This is a genomic window from Massilia sp. 9I, assembly GCF_902506415.1.
Classification (GTDB): domain Bacteria; phylum Pseudomonadota; class Gammaproteobacteria; order Burkholderiales; family Burkholderiaceae_D; genus Telluria.
This window is the reverse complement of record NZ_LR733275.1, coordinates 2,109,935-2,126,725: the sequence shown is the minus strand read 5'-3', so window position 1 is coordinate 2,126,725 and position 16,791 is coordinate 2,109,935. Positions and strand designations below refer to the sequence as shown.

10 protein-coding genes are annotated in these 16,791 nt (G+C 67.6%); 4 read left to right on the top strand and 6 right to left on the bottom strand.

The genetic code is table 11. The features are described from left to right. Window positions 1-334: 334 nt before the first annotated feature. Genes GV068_RS09620 through GV068_RS09610 form a run of 3 tightly spaced genes read left to right on the top strand, consistent with a single transcriptional unit; the run spans window position 335 to window position 8,693 of the window. Window positions 335-6,049 carry an MG2 domain-containing protein gene (locus GV068_RS09620; RefSeq protein ID WP_159697107.1) on the top strand — a complete coding sequence of 1,905 codons (5,715 nt, stop codon included), beginning with the start codon at window positions 335-337 and terminating at the stop codon, window positions 6,047-6,049. Further along, a complete protein-coding gene (pbpC, locus tag GV068_RS09615; RefSeq protein WP_159697106.1) occupies window positions 6,049-8,124 on the top strand; it encodes a penicillin-binding protein 1C in 2,076 nt (691 codons plus the stop codon). The genes GV068_RS09620 and pbpC overlap by 1 nt, the downstream gene beginning before the upstream one ends. A 20-nt stretch (window positions 8,125-8,144) precedes the next feature. Beyond that, entirely contained in the window at window positions 8,145-8,693 is a 549-nt protein-coding gene (locus GV068_RS09610; protein WP_159697105.1) for a hypothetical protein, read from the top strand. Window positions 8,694-8,797: 104 nt separating this feature from the next. Here GV068_RS09610 and GV068_RS09605 read toward each other — a convergent pair whose 3' ends face one another. The 5 genes from GV068_RS09605 to GV068_RS09585 all read right to left on the bottom strand — a co-directional run bounded on the left by GV068_RS09605 (window position 8,798) and on the right by GV068_RS09585 (window position 13,921). Beyond that, entirely contained in the window at window positions 8,798-11,119 is a 2,322-nt protein-coding gene (locus GV068_RS09605) for a xanthine dehydrogenase family protein molybdopterin-binding subunit (RefSeq protein ID WP_159697104.1), read from the bottom strand. After that, window positions 11,116-12,123 carry a xanthine dehydrogenase family protein subunit M gene (locus GV068_RS09600; RefSeq protein ID WP_159697103.1) on the bottom strand — a complete coding sequence of 336 codons (1,008 nt, stop codon included), beginning with the start codon at window positions 12,121-12,123 and terminating at the stop codon, window positions 11,116-11,118. The genes GV068_RS09605 and GV068_RS09600 overlap by 4 nt, the downstream gene beginning before the upstream one ends. Beyond that, a complete protein-coding gene (locus GV068_RS09595) occupies window positions 12,120-12,644 on the bottom strand; it encodes a (2Fe-2S)-binding protein (RefSeq protein WP_159697102.1) in 525 nt (174 codons plus the stop codon). The genes GV068_RS09600 and GV068_RS09595 overlap by 4 nt, the downstream gene beginning before the upstream one ends. Window positions 12,645-12,734: 90 nt before the next feature. Next, the gene (locus GV068_RS09590) at window positions 12,735-13,520 is read right to left on the bottom strand and encodes a DUF2145 domain-containing protein (protein WP_159697101.1); all 786 of its coding nucleotides are present in this window, start codon (window positions 13,518-13,520) and stop codon (window positions 12,735-12,737) included. Next, window positions 13,520-13,921: a hypothetical protein gene (locus GV068_RS09585; protein WP_159697100.1), complete on the bottom strand. Its 402-nt coding sequence runs from the start codon at window positions 13,919-13,921 to the stop codon at window positions 13,520-13,522. The genes GV068_RS09590 and GV068_RS09585 overlap by 1 nt, the downstream gene beginning before the upstream one ends. Before the next feature lie 200 nt (window positions 13,922-14,121). Between GV068_RS09585 and GV068_RS09580 the strand changes: the two genes are divergently transcribed. Continuing rightward, a complete protein-coding gene (locus tag GV068_RS09580; RefSeq protein ID WP_229463970.1) occupies window positions 14,122-15,888 on the top strand; it encodes an ABC transporter ATP-binding protein/permease in 1,767 nt (588 codons plus the stop codon). A gap of 5 nt (window positions 15,889-15,893) precedes the next feature. On the opposite strand, the gene purU is transcribed toward GV068_RS09580, so the two are convergent. After that, window positions 15,894-16,790, bottom strand: a complete 897-nt coding sequence (gene purU, locus GV068_RS09575; RefSeq protein WP_159697098.1) for a formyltetrahydrofolate deformylase — start codon at window positions 16,788-16,790, stop codon at window positions 15,894-15,896. Window position 16,791 lies beyond the last annotated feature (1 nt).

The following is a 16,791-nucleotide window of genomic DNA, read 5'->3' as shown; positions in this document are numbered from 1 at the left end:
ATCTAGGTTTCTTCTTGGGCGACGCAAGGACAACCACGATGCAGGCCAGGACGAATCCGGCCAGCCCCCATGGAGCGCGTGCATACGCAAGAGTTGTTGTACCAGCAAATAGATAGATATGCAACTACGTGGAAACCCGTATGGCATGACGGAAAAGATCTTGAATAAATTGACAAATAGCGCTGCGCGCCTCATGCGCAGGGCATGATCGGGCACGCCAGGCCCGGTCTGTGTTGACAAAAACATACACGCTCGACACACTCGTCTGTACTGTCGAGTATCGCCAGGTTCCCCGCGGACGCCCGTCCCGGCCTGGCCGTTTTGCGGAGATCGAATGCGCGCCCTGAGCCGACTGCTGCTGCCCCTGGCCTTGTTCTTGTGCGCGCATGGCGCGCTGGCCCAGCCTCCCGCGCAGACCACCGTGGAAACCTTCAGTCCCGAAGGACAGGTCAAAGGGGTGCGGCAGGTGATCGCCCGCTTTTCAAGCCCAATGACGGCGTTCGGCGACCCGCGCGCGGACAGCCCGTTCACGGTCGACTGTCCCTACAAAGGCGCCGGACGCTGGGTCGACGGCAGCATCTGGAGCTACGACTTCGAGCGCGACCTGCCCGGCGCCACCGCCTGCCGCTTCACGCTGCGCGAGGGCTTGCGCGACCTGGCCGGGCAACCGGTGGGCGGAAAGCAGACGTATGCGTTCAGCACCGGCGGGCCGGCGGTGATGCGGGTCCAGCCGCACGAGGGTAGCCAGCTGGATGAAAACCAGATCTTCCTGCTGGCGCTGGATGCACCGGCCACGCCGGAATCCATCGCGCGCCACGCCTGGTGCCGCGCAGACGGCGTCAACGAAAAGATCGGCGTGCGCCTGCTGGAAGGCGAGGAACGCGAGAAGCTCCTGGCGCTGCGGCGCGACTTCATCGACCGCTACCTCACCGTCTACTTCAAGGCGCGCGGCCGCGTGTGGGTGGCCAGCGGCCCGCTGCGCGCGAAGATCGATACCGAACTTCCGGTGGCGGCGCTGCAGTGCCGCCGCACGCTGCCTGCCGACACCGGCGTCACCCTGGTCTGGGGCAAGGGCGTGGCCGCGCCGAACGGCATCGCCACCGCCGAGGACCAGGAACTGGCCTTCCGCACCCGGCCCGACTTCCGCTTGACGCTGCGCTGCGACCGGACCAATGCGCGCGCCGGCTGCGTGCCTTTCCTGCCGGTGCGGGTGGACTTCAATGCGCCGGTGCCGGTCGAGGAGCTGCGCAAGCTGGCGCTGGAAGAGACGGGCGGCAAGCGCCATGCGCCGGTGCTGGACGAGGAAGCGAAGGGCGGTTTTGCCAGCGCGGTCAGTTTTGCGGGTCCCTTCCGCGAACTAGCCACGGTGGAGCTGCGCCTGCCCGACTCGCTGCGCGACGATGCCGGACGCCCCTTGAGCGTACCGAAGAAGCGTCTCAGCCTCAAGATCGACCGCCAGCCGCCGCTGGTGAAGTTCGCCGCGCCCTTCGGCATCCTGGAGGCCCGCGGCGACCGCCTGTTGCCGGTCACGGTGCGTAATGTCGAACCAAAGCTAGCCACCGCGGTTCGTAGCGGCGCCAGCCTGCGCGTCGAGCGCGAACAGGACGTGCTGGCCTGGCTGGGCAAACTGAACACCTACGGCCGCGAACCGTGGTACCAGCCGGAGTCCAACATCCGGGTCTCGCTGCTGCAGCCGGACCAGGTCAAGGGGGAGGCGGGCCGGATCGAACGCTTCGCCCTGCCCAAGCCGGGCGGGCGGCGCGCCTTCGAGGTCATCGGTATCCCCTTGAGGAAGCCGGGCTTCTACGTGGTCGAGGTGGCCAGTCCGCTGCTGGGCAAGGCGCTCAACAGCCAGGGCCAGACGGCCTATGTGCGCACCAGCGCGCTGGTGACGAACATGGCGGCGCACCTCAAGCGCGGCGCCGAATCCTCGCTGGTGTGGGTGACTTCGCTGGACAAGGGACGTCCGGTCTCGGGCGCCCAGGTGGCGCTGCGCGATTGCACCGGCCGCCAGCTATGGAGCGGCGTCACCGGGCCTGACGGCGTGGCCCACATCCGCGAAGAGCTACCGCGTGCGAAATGCGGCGACAACCTGTTCGTCAGCGCCCGCAGCGGCGAGGATTTCACCTTCACGCTCTCGAGCTGGCAGAAGGGGATCGAACCCTGGCGCTTCAATCTGCAGCAGGGCAGCCTGGACGAGGACACCCGCATCGTCGCCACCGTGTTCGACCGCACCCTGCTGCGGGCCGGCGAGACGGTGCACATGAAGCACTTTCTGCGGCGCCGGGTCGGCAGCGGCATGGCCCTGGTGCAAGCCAGGGACAAGCCGCCGCGCGGAGGCTACTCGCCGGCGGGCGAGGAAGCCGTCGAACATGCCGCCGTGCCGGCCAAGGCCTGGGTGGTACACCAGGGCAGCGGCGACAAGATCTCACTGCCATTGTCCTGGGATGCCGCCGGCCAGGCGCACGGCGAATGGAAGATTCCGCAGGAGAGCAAGCTGGGAAGCTACCAGGTGGTGATCGGCAACCAGGTGGCAGGCGAGTTCCGCGTCGAGCAGTTCCGCGTGCCGACCATGAAGGCGATCCTGAAGGGACCGGCCAAGCCCGTGGTGGCAGCCAGCAAGCTGGCGATCGACGCCCAGGTCAACTACCTGAACGGTGGGCCGGCCGGCAAGGCGCCGGTCACCCTGCGCAGCGTGGTCGAGGACAGCTTCAACAGCTTCGAGAACTTCGAAGGCTTCACCTTCGGCGGCGGCGACGTGAAGGAAGGCATCGAGAAGCTCGGCGAAGGCGGCGACGACGAGTTCTTCGACGAAGGCGGCGAAGACGAGATGCCGGCGGAGGGCGTGCGCCAGGGCCCCGCGCCGCGCACCCAGCGCCTGGTGCTGGATCGCAACGGCGCGGCGCGCATCGAGGTGCCCGAGCTACCGGCGATCGACCGTCCGCGCAGCCTGCTGGCGGAACTGAGCTGGCAGGATGCAAATGGCGAAACGCTCACCGCATCGACCCGCATCCCGCTGTGGCCGGCGGCGCTCGCGGTAGGCCTGCGCAACGGCGACTGGATCAACAAGGATCGCCTCAAGTTCCAGGTGGCGGTGGCGAGCGTGGACGGCAAGCCGGCGCCAGGTGTCGAGGCAACCGTGAACTTCTTCAAGCGCGATTACTATTCGCACCGGCGGCGCCTGGTCGGCGGCTTCTACGCCTACGAATCGACCAGCGAGATCAAGCGCCTGGAAGGATCCTGCAGCGGGCGCACCGATGCGCGCGGCCTGCTGCTGTGCGACGTGGCGGCGCCGGGCGAGGGCAGCATCATCCTGCGCGCACGCATCCAGGACGCGGAGGGACGGGCGTCCGTCACCCAGCAGGAAGTCTTCGTGGCGGGCAAGAAGGAAACCTGGTTCGACGTCTCCGACAACGACCGCATCGACCTGCTGCCGGCCAAGCCGCGCTTCGAGCCGGGCGAGCAGGCCAGCTTCCAGGTGCGATCTCCCTTCCGCGACGCCACCGTGCTGGTGACCGTGGAGCGCGAAGGCATCCTCGACACCTATGTGCGGCGCCTGTCCGCCACCGATCCGACGATCTCGATTCCGATGAAAGCGAGCTATGCGCCCAACGTGTTCGTGTCGGCGCTGGTGGTGCGCGGCCGTGTGGCGGGAGTGAAGCCGACGGCGCTGGTCGATCTCGGCAAGCCGGCCTACAAGCTCGGGATCGCGCCGGTCAAGGTGGGCTGGGGCGCGCATGAACTGGACGTGCAGGTGCAGCCCGAGCGCCAGGTCTACAAGGTGCGCGAGCAGGCCAAGGTGCGGGTCAAGGTTAGGCGCGCGGACGGCAAGCCGCTCCCAAGCGGGGCCGAGGTGGCGCTTGCCGCGGTCGATACCGGCCTGCTCGAACTGATGCCGAACGAGAGCTGGAAGCTGCTGGACGCCATGATGCGCCCGCGCAGCCAGCAGGTCGAGACTTCGACCGCCCAGATGCAGGTGGTCGGCAAGCGTCACTTCGGCCGCAAGTCGGTGGCCCATGGCGGCGGTGGCGGCCGCGGGGCCAGCCGCGAGCTGTTCGACACCCTGCTGCTATGGAAGGGCAAAGTAACGCTGGATGCGAACGGCGAGGCCGAGGTGGCGGTGCCGCTGAACGATTCGCTCACGGGTTTCCGGATCGTGGCCGTGGCCAGCGCCGGCGCCGGCCTGTTCGGCACCGGTTCCAGCGACATCCGCAGCACCCAGGACCTGATGCTCCTGTCCGGGTTGCCGACCTTGGTGCGCGAGGGCGACCACCTGCGTGCGGGCTTCACGGTGCGTAACGCTTCGGACAAGGCGCTCGAGGTGCGCCTAGGCGCCAGCATGGCCGCCGACGAGCGTGGGCCGCAGGCCCTGCCGGCGCAAAGCCTGAGCCTGGAACCGGGCGCCGCGCGCGAAGTAAGCTGGGATGTGACGGTGCCGCAGGCGCGCAGCCTGCGCTGGCAGGTCGAGGCGCTGGCGGATGGGGCGCGCGACAGCATCCGCGTGACGCAGAAGGTGGCCGAGGCCGTGCCGGTGCGGACCTACCAGGCGACCCTGCTGCAGGTCGATGGTCCGAAGTCGATCACCGTGCAGCGCCCGGTGGACGCCATTCCCGGCAAGGGCGGCGTACGCACCAGCTTCAGCCCACGGCTGGCCGGCAGCATGGCCGGGGTGCGCGAGTACATGGCGCAGTACCCCTACACCTGCTTCGAGCAACGCACCTCGAAAGCGGTGGCGCTCGGCGACGAGGCGATGTGGCGCGACGTGGCCGCCACCTTGCCCGCTCACCTGGACGGCGACGGCCTGCTCAAGTACTTCGTCACGATGAGCTACGGCGACGATGCCCTGACCGCCTACGTGCTGTCGGTGGCCGACGAAGCCGGCTACGAGATCGAGCCGGAACAGCGCGAGCGCATGGAAGGCGCGCTGGTGGCTTTTGTCGAAGGCCGCATCGTGCGCGGCAGCGGCCTGCGCACCGGCGAGCTGGCGGTGCGCAAGATCGCGGCGTTGGAGGCGCTGTCACGCAGCCAGCCGGTGCGCGACGACTGGCTGCAGTCCTTCCGCATCGAGCCGAACTTGTGGCCCACCTCCGCCGTGATCGACTGGTACCAGGTGCTGCAGCGCTCCGAGGGTCTGGCGCGGCGCGACGAGCTGCTGGCCCAGGCCCAGCAGATCCTGCGCGCGCGCCTGAACTTCCAGGGCACGACCATGGGCTTCTCCACCGAGCGTAGCGACGACTGGTGGTGGCTGATGGTCTCCCCGGATGTGAACGCCAACCGCCTGCTGCTGGCCATGCTCGACAACCCGTCCTGGCAGGCCGACATGGGGCGCCTGGCGCGCGGCAGCCTGGGCCGCCAGCTGCGCGGACGCTGGAACACGACCGTGGCCAATGCCTGGGGCGTGCTGGCGATGCGCAAGTTCTCGGAGAAGTTCGAAGCCGTGCCGGTCACCGGCAAGAGCAGCGTGCAGCTGGCCGGTAACAACTGGAGTGGAACCGCGCCCGCGAGCGTGCTGCAGCCCTGGCCGCAGGGGGCGGGAACACTTGCGATCCGCCACGAAGGCACGGGCAAACCCTGGGCCACGGTCCAGAGCCTGGCCGCGATCCCCTTGAAAGCGCCACTGTCGAGCGGCTACCGGATCGCGCGCACGGTCACGCCGGTGGAGCAGCAGACGGCAGGCAGCTGGAGCCGGGGCGACGTTTACCGCGTGCGCCTGGAGCTGGAAGCCCAAGCCGACATGACCTGGGTGGTGGTCGACGATCCGATCCCTGCCAGCGCCAGCATCCTTGGCACCGGCCTGGGAAGCGATTCGCGCATCGCCACCGGCGGCGAGGTGCAGCGCGGCTGGGTGCAACCCGCCTTCGAGGAACGTACGAGCGGCGCCTTCCGCGCCTATTATGAGTTCGTCCCGAAAGGCAAATGGAGCATCGAATACACGGTGCGCCTGAACAACGACGGCCGTTTCAGCCTGCCTGCGACGCGGGTGGAGGCAATGTACAACCCCGAGATGTTCGGCGAAGCGCCGAACCCGCCGGTGGCCGTGGGACGCTGATGCGAAGCTGGCTTGTGCTCCTGCTGCTGGCGCCGGCCTTTGTGGCTGCCGCCCCGCCCACGCCTGCGCAGGTGCGGGCGGCCTGGCAGCCTTCGGAAGCGCGTCTGCTCGACCGCAATGGCGTGGCGATCGATTCCGTGCGGGTCGACATGCGCGCGCGCCGCGGCGACTGGGTGGCCTTGGCCGAGATCTCGCCCGCGTTGGGGGCGGCCGTGATGCAGGCCGAAGACCAGCGCTTCATGCAGCACGGCGGCATCGACCTGCGCGCCGCCGGCCAGGCGGCCTGGGACAACCTGTTCCGCCAGCGTCCGCGCGGTGCTTCCACCATCACCATGCAGCTGGCCGGCCTGCTCGACACGGAACTGCGCGCCGCGAAGGATGGCCGCAGCTGGATGCAGAAGTTCGACCAGGCGCTGGCAGCGCGCGAGATCGAGGCCGGCTGGAGCAAGCAGCAGATTCTGGAAGCTTACCTGAACCTGGTGAGCTTCCGCGGCGAGTTGCAGGGCGTCGGCGCCGCCTCGCGGGCGTTGTTCAACAAGGCGCCGTCCGGGCTGGATGGCACCGAATCGACCATCCTGGCGGCACTGCTGCGGGCGCCGACCGCGCCGCCCAAGGCGGTAGCGCGCCGCGCCTGCCAGCTGGCGGCGGAACTGAAGCTGCCGGGCGGCTGCGCCTCCATCGAATGGCGCGCGGCCGTCGCACTGGCGCGCCCGGCGCCGGCGCCCAAGCCGACGGCCCCGCTGGCCCTGCGCAAGCTGCTCGGCATCGCGGGCGCCGGCGTGCGCACCACGCTCGACGCGCGGGTGCAGGCGGCAGCCATCGATGCTTTGCGCCGGCATGTGCGCGAGCTGGCTGAGCGCAACGTGGGCGACGGCGCCGTGGTCGTGGTCGACAATGCCAGCGGCGAGCTGCTGGCCTATGTCGCGAATACGGGCAATGGGGAAGTGGACGGGGTGGCCGCGCCGCGCCAGGCCGGATCCACCCTCAAGCCCTTCCTGTACGAGCTGGCGCTGGAACGCCGGTTGCTCACCGCCGCCTCGCTGCTGGACGACAGCCCGGTCGACATCGCGGCCGGTAGCGGCGCCTATGTGCCGCAGAACTACGACCGCTCGTTCAAGGGTTACGCCAGCGTGCGCACCAGCCTGGCCAGTTCGCTCAACGTCCCGGCCGTGCGCACCCTGCTGCTGGCGGGCGTCGAGCGCTTCCACGGGCGCCTGCGTGAGCTAGGGATCAGTACCCTGACCGAGGATGCGGATTTCTACGGCCCCTCGCTGGCGCTCGGTTCGGCCGACGTGACCTTGCTGGAGCTGACCAATGCCTATCGTACGCTGGCCAACGGCGGCCGCCAGGGCACGCTCACCCTGCGTCCCCGTCCACCGGCGCCCCTCAACAGGCTGCTGGACCCGGCCGCCAGCTTCGTCATCGGCGACATCCTGGCCGACCGCGGCGCGCGCAGCCCGACCTTCGGCCTGCGCAGCGACCTCGCCACCGCCTACTGGAGCGCGGTCAAGACCGGCACCAGCAAGGACATGCGCGACAACTGGTGCATCGGCTATTCCGATCGCTACACGGTCGGCGTCTGGGTCGGGAACTTCAACGGGCAGCCGATGTGGGACGTGTCGGGCGTATCAGGCGCGGCGCCCGTGTGGCGCGACGTGATGGACTTCCTGCACCGCGACCGGCCGGGGAAGGCAGGCGCGGCGCCGGCCGGCGTCGTACGCAAGGCCGTCGCCTACCAGCCCGCACATGAGCCGCCGCGGGACGAATGGTTCCTGCGCGGGACGGAAACGGCCCTGGTCGAAGCCGTGCCGGCGGCGCGGCGCTCGCCCAGGATCGTCTATCCGGTGGATGGCAGCATCGTGGCGGTAGACCCGGATATTCCCGACCGGGTCGAGCGCATCCTGTTCCAGGCGCAAGGAGCAGGGCAACATCGCTGGCGGCTTGACGGCAAGGATGTGGGGCCTGCCGACAGCTCCCTGGCCTGGCAGCTGGCCGTCGGCGAACACCGGCTTGAATTGATGGACGCCGGCGGGAAGGCCGTGTCCACCAGCCGTTTCGAAGTGCGCGGTAACTAGCCGGTATTAGAACGAAAATAATGAAACTCCTCCGACATGTGCTGATTCTGCTCGCCGGACTATCGAGCGTCGCGTGCACCTTGAATTCGGTCAGGCTCCTGCCCGCCGGCAGCGCGCCTTCGGCCAAGCGTGCCGTGATTGTCTACGGCGTGCAAGTCGTGGGCGCTTGGGATTATGCCGGCTACCAGGTGCAAGTCGCTGAATACGATATCGAGAAACAGAACATAACTGGCAACTGTTTCCGCTTCAATCGTGCCGAAGCGGTCGTGTCCTCAGTCCCGGGAGCCGTCAACTACTTTGCCTTCGATGTTCCGGCAGGTCACTATGTTTATAGCCCATTTAACGGCGCTCGAATGGATGGTGATTCTTTCGCATTCGAAGCGCCGGCGGGACAGAGTGTGTACCTGGGAAGTTTCAGGTTTGAAAAAAACAAGATGGTCTCGCTTGCCCGGAATTTCGAGCCCGTCATGGACGAGGTGAACAGGGCGCTTCCAGGCTTGCAAGGGCAAGTGTCTCTCGCGAAAGCAACAACGGTAAAACGCCCGTTTCCGTTCTTGTGCGCACCGTAACGAAACACCCGAAGATGGTCCAGGCGGTCGCGCGCGGAAACGTCGCACCGGCCTGCGCCGGTCCGACGGTCTGACTGCCAGGCCGAATAAGCTGGTGTGCTGGACTAGCTGACCTGCGGCGGATCCTGCACCGGAATCTCCAGGTCGCCAAGCAGGATCTTGTCCGGCGTGATCGGCGTGCTGCGCAGGCGCCGGCCGGTGGCGTGGAAAATCGCGTTGCTGATCGCTGCCGACACCGACACCAGGCCGATTTCGCCCACACCTTTCGCGCCGAGCTGCTCGCTGACGATACGGTCGTCCTCGTTGGCGAAGATCACTTCGATGTTGTGCACGTCCGCGTTCACCGCCACGTGGTATTCCGCGTAGTTGTGGTTCATGAAGCGCCCGAAGCGGTGGTCGGTGAAGCTTTCTTCATGCAGCGCCTGGCTGATGCCCCAGACCACGCCGCCGATCACCTGGCTGGCCGCGGTCTTGGCGCTGATGATGCGCCCGGCCGCCACGGCATTGACCACGCGTGTAACGCGCACGATGCCCAGCTTCTCGTTGACCCGCACTTCGCAGAACACCGCCGAGTGCACGGCGCGGGTGTACTTGCGCTGCTTGAGCATCGCTGGCTTCATGAAGAACTTCTCCTCGACCCGATCGACCCCAGCCGCCGCCAGGACGTCGCGCAGCTGCATCGCGGTTTCCGGACGATTGCGCAGCCGCACGCTACCGTCGGCGAATTCGAGGTCCTGCGGCCGCGCCTTGGCGAGCAGCGAGCCGGGCATCTTCTTGGCCAGCTTGATCAGGCTCTTCTTGAGCTTCTCGCACGCGCTGTGCACGCCGCTGCCCACCGTCGCCACGTGCGAGGAGCCGCCTTCGACCGGAGCGAAGGGCAGGGTGGAGTCGCCCAGCTGGAAGGTGACGCGCTCCAGCGGCAGGCCCATGGCCTCCGCCGCAATCATCGACATCACCGTATAGGTCCCGGTGCCGATGTCCGAGGCAGCGCTGCTGACCACCAGCCGCCCGTCCGCATGGAACACGGCGCTGACGCGGGCCAGCATCACCAGCGAATCCCACATGCCGGTGGCCATGCCCCAGCCCACCAGTTCCTCGCCCTCGCGCATCGAGCGCGGCTCGATCGGGCGGTCCTGCCAGCCGAAGCGGGTGGCGCCCTTGTCGTAGCACTGGCTCAGCTCCTTGGTGGAGTAGGGCTTGTCCTCGAGCGGGTTGCGGTCGGCGTAGTTAATGCGCCGGAATTCCAGCGGGTCCATGCGCAGCTTGTAGGCCAGTTCGTCCATCGCCACTTCCAGCGCGTGCATGCCGTGGGCGGCGCCAGGCGCGCGCATGTCGATCGGCGAGTGGCGGTCGTGCGCCACCACCTTGTAGCCCAGCTTGATATTGTCGCAGGCGTAGAGCTGCCCCGACCAGTTGACCACCACCTCGACATAGTCCTCCAGGCGCGAGGTTTCGTGGATGGCCTCATGCACGATGGCCTGCAGCTTGCCGTCCTGGTTAGCGGCCAGCTTGACCTTCTGCCAGGTCTCGGGCCGGTGGCCGAAGCTGAACATCTGCTGGCGTGTCAGCACGACGCGCACCGAACATTTCAGCTTCAGGGAAGCCATCACGGCCAGGGTCAGCTGATATTGCGGACGCAGGCCGGAGCCGAAGGCGCCGCCCACATACGGGTTGCGCACCGTGACCTTTTCCTTCTTCAGGCCAAAGGCGCGCGAGACGTACCAGCGGTTGTTCTGCGAGCTCTGGGTCTTTTCGTAGATGGTCAGGTGCCCATCCTCGCCATACACCACCGTGGTGGCGAACATCTCCATCGGATTGTGGTGCTCCACGCCGTGGTAGAACTGCGATTCGATCTTGACCTCGGCTTGTTCATACGCCTTGTCGGCGTTGCCGGTGGAGCTGGGCGGCGTGAAGCCGGCCTTCATCTGGCGCGGCTTGTAGGCCTGGTCGAGCGTGGCCAGCAGGTCGGTCTCGTGCTCGTCTTCCTCGTAACTCACCTGCACCAGCTGGGCCGCATGGCGCGCCGCCTCGAAGGTGTCGGCCACCACCAATGCAACCGGCTGGCCGCTGTAGAAAATGCGGTCGCTGAACAGTGGGCGGAAGGGCGAGCCGGCAGGCGCCGTCATGTCCTTGTAGGCCAGGTCCCAGGAGCGGACCTTGGGGCGGTTCAGGTGGGTCAGCACCTCCACCACGCCGGGCACGGCTTCGGCCGCCTCCGTGTCGATGGCCTTGATGCGCCCCTTGGCGGCGGTGCCGCTCACCACCACGCCGTAGCGCAGGTCGGGCGCCTCGTGCTCGGCCGCGTATTTTGCCTGGCCCGTGACCTTGGCGCGGCCGTCCACGCGCGAGACCGGCATGCCGCTGCGCACGCGTCCCGTGCCTTCGGGCGCGGTCGGGGTGTGCAGTTCTGGAATAAGATCGGTCATCGTTGTTCTCCCTTCGCATACTCGGTGCCGCGCGCGGCGGTCGTCAATGCCTGTTCGATGGCGTTGCGCGCCAGCGTGAGCTTGAAGTCGTTCTGGCCATGGCCATGGGCGCCGCGCAGCACGATATCGGCCGCCGCGCCAAAGGTTTCCAGACCCGGCGTCTTGCCGACCAGGGATTCCTCAGCTTCCTCGACGCGCCAGGGCTTGTGGGCGACGCCGCCCAGGGCGATACGCGCGGCGCGGATCTTGCCGCCTTCGAGATCGAGCGCCGCCGCCACCGACACCAGCGCGAAAGCATAGGACAGGCGCTCGCGCACCTTGATGTAGGCCGAGTGCGCCACGAAGCGGCCGGCATCGGGCAGCGTGATATGGGTGACCAGTTCGCCCGGCTCCAGGGTGTTGTCCAGGTCCGGACGCTCGCCCGGCAGGCGGTGGAAGTCGGCGAAAGGAATCTCGCGTTCCGCGCCTTGCGAGCGCACGTGCACCACGGCGTCCAGCGCGCGCAGGGCCACGCACATGTCGGACGGGTGGGTCGCGATGCAGTGTTCGCTGGTGCCGAGGATGGCGTGCAGGCGGTTCAGGCCATCTTTCGCCGGACAGCCGGTCCCCGGCTCGCGCTTGTTGCAGGGCGTGCCGACGTCGTAGAAGTAGTAGCAGCGGGTGCGCTGCAGAAGGTTGCCGCCGTTGGTCGCCATGTTGCGCAGTTGCGGCGAGGCGCCGGCGAGGATGGCGGCGCTCAGCAGCGGATAACGCTCGCGCACGAGCGGGTGGTAGGCAGTGTCGGCGTTGCGGGCGAGGGCGCCGAGGCGCAGGCCGCCGCCCGGCGCTTCCTCGACCTTGTCGAGGCCGAGGCCGTTGATGTCCACCAGTTCTCCGGGGCGCATCACGCCTTCCTTTATCAAATCGAGCAGGTTGGTGCCGCCGGCGATGGGACGCGCGCCTGAAGCAAGGCGGGCCAGCGCGGCGTCCACGTCGCTGGCCTGGGTAAAGGTGAACGGGTTCATGCGAGCACCGGACCGGTGGTGAAGGGTTTGCCGCCCTCGCCAGGCTTGCCCTGGATGCCCATGACCTGGACCACCGCCTCGGTGATCTGCGGATAGGCGCCGCAGCGGCACAGATTGCCGCTCATGAGCTCGCGCACGTCGTCGACGCTCTTGGCCTGGCCTTCCGCGATCAGGCCTTTGGCGGAACACAGCTGGCCCGGCGTGCAGTAACCGCACTGGAAGGCGTCGCAGTCGATAAAGGCTTGCTGGAGCGGGTCCAGGGTGTCGCCTGTGGCCAGGCCCTCGACCGTGGTGATCTCATGGCCGTTGTGCATGACCGCCAGGGTCAGGCAGGAATTGATGCGCTTGCCGTCCACCAGGACGGTACAGGCGCCGCACTGGCCGTGGTCACAGCCCTTCTTGGTGCCGGTGAGGCCCGCGCGTTCGCGCAGGAGGTCGAGCAGCGTCACCCAGGATTCGACCGAAAACTGCCGGTCCTCCCCATTGATGCGCAGCCGGATCGGGTGTTGGTGCTGGTCCATGGCCGTCCTTTCGTGAGCGAAGCCATCACCTTAACCTCCCGGCCCATCCCCTTCGGTTAGTTCACACACGTACGATCGCGAGCGGCCTCCTCAATCCACAGTGAGCGTTCTCGCCTGCGGATCCACCATGCGTATCATCCGTACAACGGCATCGGTGCTGACGGTGTCGATCTGGCCCGCCATGCGTCGGTCGAATGGATGATCGTCGAACGCGACATTGGCGCGGAACATGCGCGCGCCCAGCCGTACCGCTGCCGGCACCTCGATGGTGGGCGGCTGGAAGCCAATCGAGCGCAGCCATTTCTGGGCCTCCGCACGGGTCTCGACCTGGCGGTCGGGCGCCGCCGCTGCAGCCAGCGTCTCCAGCACCCACTGGTTCGAGTTCTGGTACTTGGTCGAATACACGTAGGCAAGCATGTTGTAATGCGGCTCGTGCAGGCGCAGCGGAGTACGGGTGGCGATCAGCTTCGCCAGCCTGGCCTGGGTGTCCGGCCCCGGAATCACCAGCTGCGTCTCGAAGCGGTACAGATCGGTGAGGAAGAAGTTGCCCATGCCCTCGTTGTACAGGCCCGAAGCGGCCGTGCCGCAGTCGTTCAGCTCGTGCACGACGGTCCAGCGCCCCTCGGGATGGTCGCGCACCGCGATCCCCATGTGCGAATAACGCAGGCGGTACTTGCTCAGGTCCTGGCCGGCGCGCGACACCAGGGCGACCTGGGCGCCGCTGGCGTCGAGCGCCTGCACGGTACGCTGGGCCAGGTCCATCGACAGCACGACTTCGTGAGCTTTCAGCGGCCGTTCTTCGCAGGATTGGCCGGCGTGCGCCAGTCCGCCCAGCAGCAGGCCGGCCAGGGCGGCGGCGGGGAGCAGGGGACGCATCAGCCGACCCGCGAATGGTGCAGCAGGACCTTGCCCGCTTCGTTCGGGATAAAGGCCAGCGCCTTGCCCGACGCCACCAGCACATAGCCGGTCGAGGCGGTCACCACTTCCAGCGTGGTGCCGACTGCCAGCGAGACGCCGCCCGCGACCTTGCCGGATAGGCGCAGCGTGGCGCGGCTGGCGTCGACCACGTTCTCCAGCACCACCTCGACGCCGTCGCCGACCGTCTTGACGCTGGCCACCACCACGCTGCCGGTGGCGGCGATGGTCAGGATGGAACCGCCGATGACCACGCCGGACAGGTTGGCGCTGGCGTTCGACAGGTCCGACTGGCCGTTGCCGGCCGCCTGGGAGGCGCTGCAGGCAAGGCCGAGCAGGGCAGCGAGGATGATCCGTTTCATGTTCAGCTCCTTGGTTAGGGTGTTGGCATGATCGCCATCCCCGATGATGCTTGCAAGAAAAGCCGGTGAGGTAGCATGGTGTTGGCGCTGGAGTATCGAATTGCGATACCCGTGGCGTGAAGCCGGGCCGGTTCGTGGCAGGCGATGCGAACGCTTGCTGCCTCTTCGTTGTCCAACTCCATCGACTCCAGGGGATGGCGATGAAGGAAGCAGGAGGGGGCGGGGGCATCAGCGCCGAGCTATGGGCCGTGCTCGGGCACCACCGCTGGCGCATCGTGGCGGCCGTGGTGCTGCTGCTGGTTGCCAAACTGGCCACGGTGGCGGTGCCGCTGCTGCTCAAGCGGATCATCGACGCCTTTTCCCAGGCCTTACTACCGGAGCGCCTGCCGCTCTACCTGCTGGTGGGCTATGCGCTACTGCGCTTTTCGTCGACCCTGTTCAACGAGTGGCGCGACCTGCTGTTCGTGCGCGTTACCCTGGCCGCCGTGTCGGCCTATGCGCAGAAAACTTTCTCGCACCTGCACGCGCTGGGACCGCGCTTCCATGCCCGGCGCAAGCTCGGCAGCCTGCTGCCGGACATCGACCGCGGCACCAGCGGCATCGCCTTCCTGCTCGGGGTCGGCCTGTTCACCATCGTTCCCACCCTGGTCGAGATCGGGCTGGTGCTGGCGATCATGCTGAACCGCTACGCCACCGGTTTCGCGGGGATCATCCTGGTCACCTTCCTGTTCTATGCCGGCTTCACGCTGGTGTTTACGGCGCGCCGCGTGGTCTACCAGCGCCGCGTCAACAAGCTCGATTCCACCGCCAAGGGACGGCTGGCGGACAGCCTGATGAACTACGACACGGTCAAGTATTTCAATGGGGAGGCACGCGAGGCGCGCCGCTTCGCCGCCATCATGGGTGACTGGCGCGAGGCTGGCGCCGCCAACCAGCGCGCCCTGTTCACGCTGCACGTCGGCCAGAGTGCGATCATCGCCCTCGGCGTGGCCGCGATCATGGTGCTGGCCGGGCAGGCGGTAATGGCGCGGGAGATGAGCGTGGGCGACCTGGTCCTGATCAACGCTTATGCGCTGCAGGTCTGCCTGCCGCTCAACGCGCTCGGGTTTGTCTACCGCGAGGCGCGCGATGCCTGGGTCAACGCGGAGCGCCTGTTCGAACTGCTGCGCGAGCGGCCCGAGATCGACGATCCGCCGGACGCACCGCCCCTGCGGCCCGGCCCGGGCGAGGTGCTGTTCGAGCATGTCAGCTTCCATTACGAGGCGGCGCGCCCGGTGCTGGTCGACGTCAGCCTGCGCATTGCGCCCGGCACCACATTGGCCGTGGTCGGTCGCAGCGGATCCGGCAAGTCGACCCTGGCGCGCCTGCTGCTGCGCTACTACGACCCGACCAACGGACGCATCCTGATCGACGGCCAGGACATCCGCCAGTCCAGCGCGGCCAGCGTGCGCCAGGCGATCGGGGTGGTGCCGCAGGACGCGGCCCTGTTCAACGACACCATCGGCAACAACATTGCGTACGGGCGCGAAGGCAGCACGCGCGAGGAGGTCGTCGCAGCCACCCGCGCGGCCCATCTGCACGAGGTGATCGAATCGCTGCCTGAACGCTACGACGCGCCGGTGGGAGAACGCGGCGTCAACCTGTCGGGCGGCGAGAAACAGCGCATCGCGATCGCCCGTGCGCTCCTGAAGGACCCGCGGATCCTGATCTTCGACGAGGCCACTTCGGCGCTGGACGCCGACTCGGAACACGCCATCATGCGCGTGCTGGACCGACTGTCGCAGGACCGCACCACCCTGGTGATCGCGCACCGCCTGTCGACCATCGTGAATGCGCACGCGATCGTGGTGATGGACCGCGGCCGCATCATCGAGCAGGGCACGCACGCGGAGCTGCTGCGCCGCAAGGGCGCCTACGCGCGCCTGTGGCTGCTGCAGCAGCGCATCGACAAGGATGCGGCGCGCTGAAGGCGTTACGGCCCGCGGAAGACGATGGTCTTGTTCCCGTGCAGGAACACGCGGCGTTCGATGTGGAACTTCACCGCCGCCGCCAGCGCCATGCATTCGTTGTCGCGGCCGACGCGCACCAGCTGCTCGGGACGGAAGTTGTGGTCCACGCGGGTGACCATCTGCTCGATGATCGGCCCTTCGTCCAGGTCAGGCGTGACGTAGTGGGCGGTGGCGCCGATCAGTTTGACGCCGCGGTCGAAGGCCTGGTGGTAGGGCTTGGCGCCCTTGAAGCCGGGCAGGAAGGAGTGGTGGATGTTGATGCAGCGGCCGGCCAGGCGGCGCGCCAGCTCGTCCGACAGGATCTGCATGTAGCGCGCCAGGATCACCAGCTCGGCGCCGGTCTCCTCGACCACTTCCAGCAGCCGCGCTTCCTGCTGCGCCTTGCTCTCCTTCGTCACCGGCAGGAAGATGAAGCGGATACCCTCGCGTTCGACCATCGGGCGCAGGTCGAGGTGGTTCGAGACCACCGCCGTGATCTGCATATTCAGTTCGCCGTTGCGGCGCCGGTAGAGCAGGTCGTCGAGGCAGTGGTCGTCCTTCGAGACCATGATCACGGTTTTGACGGGGTCGGCCGGATCGTGGATTTTCCACTGCATCTCCAGGCGCGCGCCGCAGCCTGCGCCGAACTGCTCGCGGATGTTCTCGATGGACGGCGAGCCTGCCTGCAGCCGGAACACGGCGCGCATGTAGAAGCGCTCGGTGGAGTCGTCGTCGAACTGCTCCAGCGCGCAGATGTAGCAGTCGCGCTCGGCCAGGAAGGTGGCGACGGCGGCCACGATGCCGATGCCGGCGCGGCAGCTGGCGTTGAGGATGTATTCGGTCGGGGCGTGGGGCGCCCTCGCGCTGTCGTTCGGGGTCATG